Below are 12,322 nucleotides of genomic sequence, written 5' to 3' on the forward strand. Positions count from 1 at the left end.
ACACCCGCAGCCCCGCCGATTGCCCTGCCGGCCGACCACGCCAGCCCCGCGCGGCATGACCTGGATCAATGCCTGCCATGCCGTGCGGCCGCGTGCCGTGGTGTTTTGTTCAGCGCGGCCGGCGCCGCGCGAACGCCGCCCCGACAACCACGCAGAGGCCCGCCACCCACAAGGGCGCCAGACCCCAGCGCGCCACCCACCAGGCATACGGTGTGATGCCCCAGCCCTGTTGTGCGCTGAGCCCGCGCCCGTGCACCTCGCCGGTCAGCACGCCACGGGTGTGGCGCGCCAGCGCATGGGTGACCACGCCCCGGTGGTCGATGATGGCGGTGGCCCCGGTGTTGGTGGCGCGCACCATGGGGCGCTCGAACTCCAGCGCACGCATGCGGCTGATCTGCAGGTGCTGGTCGATGGCGACGGTGTTGCCAAACCAGCCAATGTTGCTGAAATTGACAAACACCGTGGGCGCACTGGCCGGATCGGCAAAACGCGCGCCCAGCTCTTCGCCAAACAAATCCTCATAGCAGATGTTGGGGGCAATGCGCTGCCCCGCCCAGGCAAACGAAGGCTGCCCAACGGCGCCCCGGTTGAAGTCGCCCAAGGGTATGTTCATCATGGCCGTGAACCACCGGAAAAACGGCGGGATGAACTCGCCGAACGGCACCAGGTGGTGCTTGTCGTACTGGTAGGGCGACGATTGGGCGGGCTGGATGCCCAGCACCGAATTGGTGTAGCCGCGCTCGGCGTCGCCCAGCGGAATGCCCAGCAGCGCCGCCTGCCCACCTTGGCTGAAATGCGCCGCCAGCCTCTCCAGATACCCCGGCATGAGTTGCTGCGGCAGCAGCGGGATGGCGGTTTCAGGCGCCACGACGAGGGTCGCCTTGGCCGCGAGCAGTGCATCGGCATACCACCGCAGCGCCAGCGGCACGCCGCTGCCGGGCTGGAACTTTTCGTCCTGCGGAATATTGCCCTGCAGCAGTGCCAGGCTGATGGGGGCAGGCTGCGCCGCCGCCGGTGTGTGGCACCACTCGATGGCGCATTGGCGCTGCAGCCCCGCGCCCACCAGCACCAGCGCGCCCCCCGACACGAGTGCCCAGGCGCGCAGGCTGCGCCAATCGCTGGTGCGCGCCTGCGCCAGCAGCATGGCCAGCACCGCGGCCACGAACCCGACGCCATACACCCCCACGGTGCGCGCCAGCGCACTCAAGGGCCCTTGCACATGTGCATAGCCGCCAGCGCCCCAGGGAAAACCCGTCCACAGCGTGCCGCGGGCCAGCTCGGCCAGCAACCAGACTGCTCCGAAAAGCATAGCTACCAGCGCACGGTGGGCGGGCGCAAAACGCGAAAAAAGCACCAAACCGACAGCGTAATAGCCGCCCAGAAAGCCCGCCAACCCCAGCACGGCAACCACCGCGAGCGGCGCCGCCAGGCCGCCATAGGTGTGCATGGAGATGAAAAGCCACCAGAAGGTGGCCGCCAGCCAGGCGGTGGCGAACACCCAGCCCAGGCCGGCAGCCTGGCGCCAGGTCGTTGGGCCGCGCACCAGCCAGGCCAGCACCGCCAGCGACAGGATTTGCAGCCACCACTGCGGCGCGCCACTCCCGGGCCAGGCCAGCGACAACGCCTGCGCCACACCCGCCGCAGCGGCCAGGCAGGCGCGCACGGCGAACGCAGCCCCAGGCAGGCGTGGCAGCCGGGCCATCAGTCGGCGGCGCTGTTTTCGTCGACGCGCGACACCTTGAACCAGCGCACTGCGCCGCCCTTGGTGTGCAGCACCACAAAGTGCAGTCCGCACAGCTGCAGGTGCTCGCCCCGCTTGGGAACATGGCCCATTTCGTGGGCGATCAAACCGCCGATGGTGTCAAAGGATTCGTCGGGATCGCTGCCCTGCACGGCCACGCCAAAGGCCTCGGCAACGCGCTCGATGGGGGTGTCGCCGCTCACGCGGTAGGTCTGGTCTGCCAGGCCGAAGATGTCGCCTTCGTCTTCGGGGATATCGAACTCGTCTTCGATCTCGCCCACGATCTGCTCCAGCACGTCCTCGATGGTGACCAGGCCGGCCACGCGGCCAAACTCGTCGATCACGATGGCCAGGTGGTTGCGGTTGCCGCGAAACTCGCGCAGCAGATCGTTCAGGCCCTTGGTTTCCGGCACAAAGGCGGCCGGGCGCAGCAAGGCGCGGATGTTCAGCTCGGGTGCCCGCTGCAGCTTGAGCAGGTCTTTGGCCATGAGGATGCCAATGATGTTCTCGCGCTCGCCCTGGTACACCGGAAAGCGCGAGTGCGCGGTGCTGATCACCTGGCGCAGCAACTCGTCAAAGGGCGCTTCGATGTTGACGAGGTCCATGCGCGGAGCGGCCACCATCACATCGCCGGCGGTCATGTCGGCCATGCGGATGACGCGTTCAAGCATCACGCGGGAGTCGGCGCCGATGACCTGGTTGTCTTCGGCCTCGGCCAGGGTTTCGATGAGCTCTTCGGTGGAATCCGGTCCGGGGTGGATGAACTCGGCCACTTTTTGCAGGAAGGTGCGCTTGTCTTCCTTTTCGGGCAAGCGCTGGGGGTGCGGGTCAGACACTGTCTTGGAGTGCAGGACGTGCGGTAGTGAAACAGCCCTCTAGGATAGCGGATTGTCGTGACAACGCTTGCATTGCAGGCCCGTGACCGCGATGCTGGCGCTATTCGGCTGACTGGTGGCGGGCGTGCCGCACGCCCTGGCGCACTTCCTGCACGCCGGCCAGAAAGTCCCAGAACTGCTTGGCCTGGCGCTTGAGGCGGTAGTCCATTTCGGCAAATTGCTGCTCGACGATCTCGGCCATGCGGGTGTCAAAGCTGGCCGGCGGAATCTGTAGATAGGCTTCCGATTCCGAGCCGTCGCGCTGCACCGTGGCGCCGGCCTTGCGCGCGATCTTGAGCATGGCCGCGTTTTCCGACAGCGCATGGATGAACACCATGTTCACCCCCTCATTGCGGGCATGCATGATGGCCCGGTCAAACAGACGCGCACCAAAGCCACGCCCCCGGGCTTTCTTGAGCACCGACACGCCAAACTCGGCACATTGCTTGTGTTCGGTTTGCTCGGCAAACGCCAGGTGGGCCATGGCAATCAGCTCCAGGCGGCGGTTGTAGATGCCGAAGATCTCGTCGCGATCAAAATCGAGCTGCTCGGTGTAGCGCCGAATCTGCTCATCCGTGGCCGAATAGCCAAAACGCAGATACCGGTCTGCCGGATCGAGCTGCAGCAGGTGCTGCGTGATGCGCTCACGGTAAGAGGGGCCCAAGGCACGGATGGGCACCATCAGTGGCGTGGGCGCGGTGGCATCGTCCGGCGAATGGCCGGCAAAGGGCGTCAGCATGTCCTTGCCTGCGTCCCACGAAGCTTTGAGCCAGTCTTTGGTTGCGATCATGGAAGTCACCTTAAGGGTTATCCCTTATATTTTCCCGCGAATTTGCTGCGCTGCAACAAAATTGGGTGCGCCCACCAAAAACAAACAAAACAGGCTCTAGCCCTTTTAAACAAAGCGCTTGATGCTATTTTTTCAATAGTGTTTGTTACAAAATTGTGTCTAGCCAGTCGCCCACAGCCCTCACACCGGCACTGCGGTGGTGGCTTTCACCCGGTCCAACACAAAGCTCGTCTTGCAGTCCTGCACGCTGGGATGTTTGAGCAGTGTGTCCATGATGAAGCGGCTGTAGTGCGCCATGTCTGCCACCACCACGCGCAACAGATAGTCCATCTCGCCCGTGAGCGCGGCGCACTCCACCACTTCTGGCCAGGTCTGCACGCTGGCACGAAACAGGTCCATGGGATTGCGCTTATGGCTTTCGGTGTGTTTTTCGAGCCGCACATTGAGGTAGGCCGTCAGCCCCAGCCCCACGGCCTCGGGCTTCACCAGGGCCACATAGCGGGCGATCACGCCGCTGTCTTCCAGGCGTTTCACGCGCCGCAGCACCGCACTCGGGGACAACCCGACCTGCTCGCCAATCACGTCGTAGGTTTCGCGCCCGTTGTCCTGCAAGCGGCGCAGGATGGCCTTGTCCAGCTTGTCGAGGGCATTGGCGTCGTTCATTGCGCAGGATTCTACGAACAAGGCTTGCGCCCGGCGCCCCAGGGCGCGGGGTACCAGGCATGCCCTGAATTGGACGCCCCGGCTGCTAGTGGACAGCCAGGCCACCCAACGCTGGCAACCTGCACCACCATTTGATCATTCGCACAATTTCTGCAAACCAAAGGCAAAAGCCTCTTGATTTCGCCAGAAACATGAGCCAGTCCGCACCTAAAGTCCATGACATTCATCCACAACGAATGCCGGAGACACCCCATGAACGCCGCCCTGCCGCAACCAACAGCCGCCCAAATCGAAGCCTGGGACAACCCCATGGGCCTGATGGGGTTCGAGTTCGTCGAGTTCACCTCGCCCACCCCGGGCGTGCTGGAGGCGGTGTTTGAAAAGCTCGGCTTCGCGCTGGTGGCCAAACACCGCTCCAAGGACGTGGTGCTGTACCGCCAGAACGGCATCAACTTCATCCTCAACCGCGAGCCCCAGAGCCAGGCGGCCTACTTCGGCGCCGAGCACGGCCCCTCGGCCTGCGGCCTGGCGTTTCGCGTCAAGGATGCGCACAAGGCCTACAACCGCGCGCTGGAACTGGGCGCCCAGCCTATCGAGATTCCCACCGGCCCGATGGAGCTGCGCCTGCCCGCCATCAAGGGCATCGGCGGCGCGCCGCTGTACCTGATCGACCGCTTTGAAGACGGCAAGTCGATCTACGACATCGACTTTGAATTCATCGACGGCGTGGACCGCCGCCCCGTGGGCCATGGCCTCAACGAGATCGATCACCTCACGCACAACGTGTACCGCGGCCGGATGGGCTTCTGGGCCAATTTCTACGAAAAGCTGTTTGGCTTCCGCGAGATCCGCTACTTCGACATCCAGGGCGAATACACCGGCCTGACCTCCAAGGCCATGACCGCGCCCGACGGCAAGATCCGCATCCCGCTCAACGAAGAATCCAAGCAGGGCGGCGGACAGATCGAAGAATTTTTGATGCAGTTCAACGGCGAGGGCATCCAGCACATCGCGCTGATCTGCGACGACATCCTGGCCACGGTGGACAAGCTCGGGCTGGCCGGCGTGCCCATGGCGCCCGCCCCCAACGACATTTACTACCAGATGCTCGACACCCGCCTGCCCGGCCACGGCCAGCGGGTCAGTGAACTGCAGGCGCGCGGCATCCTGCTGGACGGCACCACGGCCGACGGCACGCCACGCCTGCTGCTGCAAATCTTTTCCACGCCCATGCTGGGCCCGGTGTTCTTCGAGTTCATCCAGCGCAAGGGCGATTACCGCGACGGCTTTGGCGAAGGAAACTTCAAGGCGCTGTTCGAGTCGCTGGAGCGTGACCAGATCGAGCGCGGCGTGCTCGAAGCCAAAAAGCCCTGAGCGGTAGAAGGCCATGGCCGTCGAATCCGTTGTCACACCTGTTGTGTATGGCGCCAGCACCCGCCCGCCGCGCGGCGACTACAGCCGCGCGGGCGCCGACTACACCTGTCCGCAGAACATTGCCGCCTACACCGCCGCCGACCACGACACCTATCGGCGCCTGTACGAACGCCAGTTGGCCCTGTTGCCGGGCCTCGCGAGCGAGGCGTTCATCGCAGCACTGCCCGCACTGGGCATTCAGGACCACATTCCGCGTTTTGAAGAGATCAACGAGCGCCTGGTCAAGGCCACAGGCTGGGAGATCGTGGGCGTGCCGGGCCTGATCCCCGAAGTGCCTTTTTTCACCCTGCTGGCCAACCGCAAGTTTCCGGTAACGGACTGGATCCGCACGCCCGCCGAGTTTGACTACATCGTCGAGCCCGACATCTTTCACGACCTGTTCGGCCATGTGCCGCTGCTGTTCAACCCGGTGTTTGCAGACTATGTGCAGCGCTACGGCCAGGGCGGCCTGAAGGCGCAGGGCCTGGGCGCGTGCGAGATGCTCTCGCGATTGTATTGGTACACCATCGAGTTTGGCTTGATCCGCGAGGCGGGCGGGTTGCGGGCGTATGGCGCGGGGATTTTGAGTTCGTCGGGGGAGTTGGCGTATTCGGTGCAAAGCCCGGAACCGCAACGCCGGCCCTTGCAACTGGAGCGCACGATGCGCACGCGCTACAAGATCGATACCTACCAGCAGACGTATTTTGTGATCGACAGTTTTGAGCAGCTGTTTGACATGACAGCGGCGGACTTTGCGCCGATCTATGAGCGGCTGCGGGGGTTGCCGGAGTTTGCGGCGGATGAGCGGGAGGTGGTTGCGGGTTGAATTTTGAATGAAATTGACTGCGAGCGCATATCCATCAAGCGCTAGAGCCTAAAAACACCAAAAACCACCCTCACCCCCGCGCCATCTCCTTCAGACACGCCCGCATCACCGCAGGATCAAACGCCATCTGCATATGCGCCACCCCCTCCACCAACCGGTTATCCGCGCCCATCAACATCGCCGTACCCGCAGGAAAAACGATGTTGTCGCAGTTCGAATACCAGCAAATAAACCGGGCCGCTCGGGCAGCGGGCTCGTCCTGCTGTAGCTGCTGCACCCAGTCACTCCCCAACGCCATCTGCTGGCCATTGACCGAGCGACTGAAGCGCCCGGCCCAGGTGCCGCCATGCGGTGTGCCCAGCGTAATGACCCGGTGCACGCGCGCCGCAGCGCGGTCCGCAGGCAAGGAGCGCAGCCAGGCGCGGGCCACCAGCCCGCCCATGCTGTGGCCCACCACCACCGGCGCCATGCCGGTGACCTCGGTCACGCGCTGCACTGCGGCGTCGATGGTGGCCGCGTAGTCGTCCATCGAGCCAAAGGCGGGCTCCAGCGTGACCGCCACATAGGCATGGCCGCGCTCGCGCAGCGCAGCCAGCCACGGCAACCAGAACCCCCGGTTGCACAGAAAGCCATGCACCAGCACCACGCCCCGGCGCGTGGCCCGCTGGCCGGGCGCCAGGGGCGGCAACCAGTCGGGCACGGCGCTGTGGCGAAAGGGCTGGCGCCAGCCGAACACCGCCAGCGCCAACCGTGCCTCGGCCCACCAGGCCGATGCCAGCTGCCGCCATGACGGCCGTGGCGCGGGGTCAGCGCGGTTCACACGCAGCATGGTCACGAACTGCAGCCCCAGCACCAGCCCGAACAATGCCAGCGCGACGGCCACGCCCGCCAGCGCCATCAGCGGCGAGCGGGGCCATTGCCATGCCAGCCAGGCGATCGTGGCCAATAGGTTGAAGAGGACCACGGCTTGCTGCCAGCGTGCGTTCATGGATTCAGGGGGTGTAGCAATGAAACAGTCCGCATTGTGCGGCCAGCCCCAGGAGGACTTGCGATGGACGTGGCCCACACCATTCGCGGCTGCATTGCCGCTGTGAACGCCCTGCGCCAGCGCTGTCGCCTGCGAGACGGAACTGGCGCGCACCCTAGGACAAGCCCGGTAGCCGAGCCCGCGCCCCTGCTCCGACAATCTGGGCCCACACACCTTAGATCGTGAACACGTTCCGAGAACCTGCCCACCGGAACACCCGAGGACACCGCATGGAAAAGATTTGGCTCAAAAGCTACCCCCCGGGGGTTCCCCACGATGTGCAGCCCGAGCAATACCGCTCGGTGGCGCACCTGCTGGAAGAATCCTTTCGCAAGCACGCCTCGAGCCCGTTTTCGGTCTGCATGGACCAGTGGATGTCCTACGGCGAACTCGATCGCCTGTCGGCGGCCCTGGGCGCCTACCTGCAGGGCCTGGGGCTGGAGCCTGGCGCGCGCGTGGCGATCATGCTGCCCAACGTGCCCCAGTTTGGCGTGACCATGGCCGCCGTGCTGCGCGCCGGCTACACCTGCGTCAACGTGAACCCGCTCTACACCGCCCGCGAGCTGGAGCACCAGCTCAAGGACTCGGGCGCCACGGCCATCGTGATCCTGGAGAACTTTGCCCACACCCTGAGCGAGATCATCGAGCACACCGCCGTACAGCAGGTGGTGATGGCGTCCATGGGCGACCTGCTGGGCGCGGTGTATGGCCCGTGGATCACCTTTGCCGTGCGCCATCTGGCCAAGATGGTGCCCACCTACGAGCTGCCCCTGTCCAACGGGCGCAAGGTCGTCTCTTTCAAGAAGGCGCTGGCGCTGGGCGAGCGCCGCACGCTGGCGCCCAGCCAGGCCACGCTCGATTCCACCGCCTTCTTGCAATACACCGGCGGCACCACGGGCCTGTCCAAAGGCGCAGTGCTGACCCACCGCAATATCGTGGCCGCCACGCTGCAGGCCGAGGCCTGGTTCACACCCGCTTTGTCGAAGGTGGGCGACCTGAGTAAGGCGAACAGCATTGCCGCGCTGCCGCTGTATCACATCTTCGCGCTCACGCTGTGTCTGCTGGCCATACGCCAGGGCTCCAGCCTCACGCTGATTCCCAACCCGCGCGACATTCCGAAATTCATCGAGGTGCTCAAGAAGCGCCCCTTTCACATGCTGCCGGCCGTCAACACGCTGTTCAACGCGCTGCTGCAAAACCCGCAGTTCAAGTCGATCGACTGCTCTCACCTGTGCGTATCGCAGGCCGGGGGCATGGCCGCCAGCGAAGGCACGGCCAAGCAATGGCAAAAGGTCACGGGCAGCACCATGATCGAGGGCTGGGGCATGAGCGAGACCTGCGCCATCGGCACCAACAACCCCGTGACCAACACCGGGTTCAGCGGCACCATCGGCCTGCCGCTGCCGGGCATCGACATCGCCATCAAGGACGACGCGGGCTGCAATCTGCCGCTCGGCGAATCGGGCGAGATCTGCATCCGCGGCCCCAACGTGATGACGGGCTACTACAACCAGCCCGCCGAAAACGCCCTGGCCTTCACGGCCGACGGCTTCATGCGCACGGGCGACATCGGCATCATGGATGCGCAGGGCTACACGCGCATCATCGACCGCAAGAAGGACATGATCCTGGTGAGCGGCTTCAACGTGTTCCCCAACGAACTGGAGCAAGTCATCTCGCTGTGCCCCGGCGTGGTGGAATGCGCGGCCGTGGGCGTGGCCGACGAGAAGCAGGGCGAGGCGATCAAGGTCTTCGTCGTGAGGAGCGACCCGGCACTGACCGAGGACGAGGTGGCCAACTACTGCCACGCCAACCTCACCGGCTACAAACGGCCGAAGTACATCGAGTTCCGCGACGACCTGCCCAAGACCAATGTGGGCAAAATCCTGCGGCGCGAGCTGCGCACGGCCAAATAATTCGCTCACTCATTTATCCATAGCAGATGCCGCACACCCAGCCTGCGCTACCGCCAGATATCACAGTGCTGGAGCGCGGCTGGCTGTCGGCCAACAACATTGTTTTCAGCGGCCGGCACGGCACGGCGGTGGTGGACACGGGTTACTGCAGCCACGCCGACCAGACGGTGGCGCTGGTGCACGGCGCGCTGGCGGGCCGCGCGCTCGACCGCATCCTCAACACCCACCTGCACAGCGACCACTGCGGCGGCAACGCCGCGCTGCAGCAGGCCTGGCCGGGCGCAGAAACCGCCATCCCGCCAGGGCAGGCCGCGCAGGTGCGCCACTGGGATGCCTACGCGCTGAGCTACACCCCCACCGGCCAGCAATGCCCGCCCTTTCGCTGCGACACCCTGCTGCAGCCCGGCACCACCACGCTACTGGGCGACAGGGCCTGGCAGGTGCACGCCGCGCCGGGGCACGACCCGCACTCGGTGGTGCTGTTCGAGCCGCACAACGGCATCCTGATCTCGGCCGATGCGCTGTGGGAAAACGGCTTTGGCGTGGTGTTCCCCGAGCTGGAGGGCGAAAGCGCCTTTGCCGACGTGGCCGCCACGCTGGATGTGATCAAGAAGCTCGCGCCCAAGGTGGTGATCCCGGGCCACGGGCCGGTGTTTACCGACGCGGACCACGCCCTGGAAGGCGCCCGCCGCCGCCTGGACGGCTTCGCCCGCAACCCAGCCAAACATGCGCTCTACGCCGCCAAGGTGCTGCTCAAATACAAGCTGCTGGAGTGGCAGAAAATTGCCCTGGCAGACTTGCTCGCCTGGGCGCAGACCACGCCATATTTCGGCATGTTGCACGCCCGCTACTTTGCCGACCAGGCCGAGGCCCCGTGGCTGCACAGCCTGGCCGACGATCTGGTGCGGTCTGGTGCTGCCGTGCGCCAGGGCGAGTGGCTGCACAACGCCTGAGAGACTGAAAGTCTTTCATCCATATCCGCTTTGCACGCCAAAACAGGCGCTAGCGCTTATACAGAAAGCGCCAGCAGCTATTTAATCAATAGCAAACAGCCGCCACATGCCAGCGCGCGGGGCATCACGGCAGATCCTTGTTGACTTCAGGTGCAGCGGCTTCGCGCGGGCCCACCGTGCCCAGGCGGCTTTTGAGCGACTGCGGCTGGCCCGTCAGCATGGCTGCGTAATTGGTGGTGTTGGCCAGCACCTTTTTCACGTAGTCGCGCGTTTCGGCAAAGGGCACGTTTTCGGCCCAGATGGCCGCATCGAGCACCGGGCCGTTGCGCCAGCTGCGCGGGCGGCCGGGGCCGGCGTTGTAGGCCGCGGCGGCCATGGGCATGGAGCCGGCGAAATCATCGAGCGCCAGCTTGAGGTAGGCCGTGCCGATGGTGATGTTGGTGTCGCGGTCGGTGATCTGGTCGGGCGTGAAGCCGGTCAGCCCGATCTTGCGGGCCGTCCAGCGGGCCGTGGCCGGCATCACCTGCATGAGGCCCGAAGCGCCCACGCCCGAGCGCGCATCCATCACGAAGCGGCTTTCCTGGCGGATCAGGCCATAGACGTAGGCCGGGTCGAGCCCGATGCCCTGGGCGCGCTCGACCACGGCGTTGCGAAACGGCGTGGGAAAGCGCTGCGCGGTGTCGGTGACGGCCTTGGTGCGCTCGCTGGTGTTGATGCAGCGGTCCCACACCTCGCGCTGGCAGGCCAGGTCGGCGGCGGCCAGCAGCTCGCGGTCGGCCATGCCGCCGGGGGTGTGCAGGTTGGTGGTGTAGTTCCACTCGCGCACGCCTTCACTGCGCAGGCCCAGCTCGATGGCATACAGGCCGCGGTTGAGGCCCGGGTTGGCGCGGGCGGCGGCCTTTTCCTCGGCCGTGAGCGGCGCGGGCGCGGGGGGCGTGGTGATGCGCTGGCCCAGCTCTTCCAGGGCCAGCTGTTCATAAAAGCCGCGCGTTCCGGCAATGCCCTCCAGCCATTGCCGCGCTTGGGCGCGCTCGGCCTCGCTGGGCTTGGCGGCCAGCAGGGCGCGGGCTTTCCAGTACACCCAGGTGCTTTCCTGGCGGGCCTCGTCGCTCATGGCGTCCACGGTGTTGCCCACAGCTTTCCACTGGCCGGCGCGCAACGCGGCGCGCACCTTCCAGCCCAGCAGGTCGTCGTTCAGATGGCTGTTGCGCGTCACGTTGGAGAAATAGCCGTGTGCGCTGCCCGAGAGCTTCTGCGCAGCGGCTTTACCAATGACACCCCAGGCCCAGTTGCGCTCCTCGGCCGACAGGTACTCGCTCCATTTGCTGTCGAGCTGGTGCGCAGCGTTGTCGGGGTCGCCTGCGGCCAGCTTGATCAGCGCGAGCAGCACCAGTTCCTGGCGCACCCTGCCACCGGCCGTGTTGCGCGCCAACAGGTATTTGGTGGGCGAATCCAGCACCTCCTTGAGCTGCCCCAGCGCCTCGGGCGCAACGATCTCCACCGCCGCCCGCACCGCGCGCGGGCGGTTGGCCTCGGCGCCCAGGCGGGCCTTGCGCCAGACGTCCAGGGCCGAGAGCTTCTTGTCGCTGTAGAACTCGCTGGCCGCGTGGGTGCAGCCGTCGTCCGCATCGCGCTGCGCATACCAGTTGCGGCGCACATCGCCGGCGGCGCTGGCGGGGGCCGCGCCCTTGATCTGGTCGATCAGCAGGGCGTAGCAGTGCACCTCGCGGTCGTCCGACATGCGGTAGCTGGGGTGCTGCTCGGCAAACTGCGCCCAGTCGCGCCGCTGGCCCAGCAGCAGCAGCCAGTCGTTGCGCAGGCGGTCTTCCTGGTAGCTGCCGGCGTAGCGTTGCAAAAACGCCTGCACTTCCTGCGGCGGGGCCTCGTCCAGGCGCAGTTTCAGCTCCCAATAGGCGGCCCAGGGCTCGAGCGCGTGGCCGCGTGCGGCGGGCAGCAGCTGCGCGAGCTTGTTGCGGTCGCCCTTGCGGAACGCCTGTTGCATCTCCAGCAGGGTGTCGTCGCCCCGGTTTTGCGCCTGGACAAGGGGCGCAGCAGTGGCCAGCACGGCGGCGGCGACAAGGGGTGTCAGAATGGCTCTGAGTAATTGCATGGGGGAAT

The 12,322-nt window shown here is 65.6% G+C and carries 10 protein-coding genes; 4 read left to right on the forward strand and 6 right to left on the reverse strand.

Annotation, left to right across the window (positions count from 1 at the left end; genetic code table 11):
• Window positions 1-109: 109 nt before the first annotated feature.
• From lnt to CCX87_RS16020, 4 genes are all read right to left on the reverse strand, one after another.
• Window positions 110-1,702 (reverse strand): apolipoprotein N-acyltransferase, encoded by a 1,593-nt coding sequence (gene lnt, locus CCX87_RS16005; RefSeq protein WP_087747692.1) that lies wholly within the window; start codon window positions 1,700-1,702, stop codon window positions 110-112.
• Window positions 1,702-2,577, reverse strand: coding sequence for an HlyC/CorC family transporter (locus tag CCX87_RS16010; RefSeq protein ID WP_087747693.1), 876 nt, complete (start codon window positions 2,575-2,577; stop codon window positions 1,702-1,704). Before CCX87_RS16010 ends, lnt begins: the two co-directional genes overlap by 1 nt.
• 100 nt (window positions 2,578-2,677) lie before the next feature.
• Window positions 2,678-3,406, reverse strand: coding sequence for a GNAT family N-acetyltransferase (locus CCX87_RS16015; RefSeq protein ID WP_087747694.1), 729 nt, complete (start codon window positions 3,404-3,406; stop codon window positions 2,678-2,680).
• 180 nt (window positions 3,407-3,586) lie between these two features.
• Entirely contained in the window at window positions 3,587-4,069 is a 483-nt protein-coding gene (locus tag CCX87_RS16020; RefSeq protein ID WP_087747695.1) for an Lrp/AsnC family transcriptional regulator, read from the reverse strand.
• A 252-nt stretch (window positions 4,070-4,321) separates the two neighbouring features.
• On the opposite strand from CCX87_RS16020, the gene hppD reads away from it, so the two are divergent.
• Window positions 4,322-5,443 carry a 4-hydroxyphenylpyruvate dioxygenase gene (gene hppD / locus CCX87_RS16025; protein ID WP_087747696.1) on the forward strand — a complete coding sequence of 374 codons (1,122 nt, stop codon included), beginning with the start codon at window positions 4,322-4,324 and terminating at the stop codon, window positions 5,441-5,443.
• Between the two features lie 13 nt (window positions 5,444-5,456).
• Window positions 5,457-6,308, forward strand: coding sequence for a phenylalanine 4-monooxygenase (gene phhA / locus CCX87_RS16030; RefSeq protein WP_087747697.1), 852 nt, complete (start codon window positions 5,457-5,459; stop codon window positions 6,306-6,308).
• A 70-nt stretch (window positions 6,309-6,378) separates the two neighbouring features.
• On the opposite strand, the gene CCX87_RS16035 is transcribed toward phhA, so the two are convergent.
• A complete protein-coding gene (locus CCX87_RS16035; RefSeq protein ID WP_087747698.1) occupies window positions 6,379-7,296 on the reverse strand; it encodes an esterase/lipase family protein in 918 nt (305 codons plus the stop codon).
• A gap of 269 nt (window positions 7,297-7,565) precedes the next feature.
• On the opposite strand from CCX87_RS16035, the gene CCX87_RS16040 reads away from it, so the two are divergent.
• Together CCX87_RS16040 and CCX87_RS16045 are read left to right on the forward strand one after the other, a co-directional pair.
• Window positions 7,566-9,251 carry an AMP-binding protein gene (locus CCX87_RS16040; RefSeq protein ID WP_087747699.1) on the forward strand — a complete coding sequence of 562 codons (1,686 nt, stop codon included), beginning with the start codon at window positions 7,566-7,568 and terminating at the stop codon, window positions 9,249-9,251.
• 26 nt (window positions 9,252-9,277) lie between these two features.
• Window positions 9,278-10,204, forward strand: coding sequence for an MBL fold metallo-hydrolase (locus CCX87_RS16045; protein ID WP_087747700.1), 927 nt, complete (start codon window positions 9,278-9,280; stop codon window positions 10,202-10,204).
• A gap of 124 nt (window positions 10,205-10,328) precedes the next feature.
• On the opposite strand, the gene CCX87_RS16050 is transcribed toward CCX87_RS16045, so the two are convergent.
• Complete coding sequence (locus CCX87_RS16050) at window positions 10,329-12,314, reverse strand: lytic transglycosylase domain-containing protein (protein ID WP_087747701.1); 1,986 nt, start codon at window positions 12,312-12,314, stop codon at window positions 10,329-10,331.
• Window positions 12,315-12,322: the final 8 nt, after the last annotated feature.

This window comes from Acidovorax sp. T1 (assembly GCF_002176815.1).
In the GTDB taxonomy this organism is placed as follows: domain Bacteria; phylum Pseudomonadota; class Gammaproteobacteria; order Burkholderiales; family Burkholderiaceae_C; genus Acidovorax.

What these genes read in the sequence shown, in the direction of transcription:
- lnt (WP_087747692.1), bottom strand. Translation starts at nt 1,702, where the DNA reads ATGGCCCGGCTGCCACGCCTGCCTGGGGCTGCGTTCGCCGTGCGCGCC.
- CCX87_RS16015 (WP_087747694.1), bottom strand. Translation starts at nt 3,406, where the DNA reads ATGATCGCAACCAAAGACTGGCTCAAAGCTTCGTGGGACGCAGGCAAG.
- CCX87_RS16020 (WP_087747695.1), bottom strand. Translation starts at nt 4,069, where the DNA reads ATGAACGACGCCAATGCCCTCGACAAGCTGGACAAGGCCATCCTGCGC.
- hppD (WP_087747696.1), top strand. Translation starts at nt 4,322, where the DNA reads ATGAACGCCGCCCTGCCGCAACCAACAGCCGCCCAAATCGAAGCCTGG.
- phhA (WP_087747697.1), top strand. Translation starts at nt 5,457, where the DNA reads ATGGCCGTCGAATCCGTTGTCACACCTGTTGTGTATGGCGCCAGCACC.
- CCX87_RS16035 (WP_087747698.1), bottom strand. Translation starts at nt 7,296, where the DNA reads ATGAACGCACGCTGGCAGCAAGCCGTGGTCCTCTTCAACCTATTGGCC.
- CCX87_RS16040 (WP_087747699.1), top strand. Translation starts at nt 7,566, where the DNA reads ATGGAAAAGATTTGGCTCAAAAGCTACCCCCCGGGGGTTCCCCACGAT.
- CCX87_RS16045 (WP_087747700.1), top strand. Translation starts at nt 9,278, where the DNA reads ATGCCGCACACCCAGCCTGCGCTACCGCCAGATATCACAGTGCTGGAG.
- CCX87_RS16050 (WP_087747701.1), bottom strand. Translation starts at nt 12,314, where the DNA reads ATGCAATTACTCAGAGCCATTCTGACACCCCTTGTCGCCGCCGCCGTG.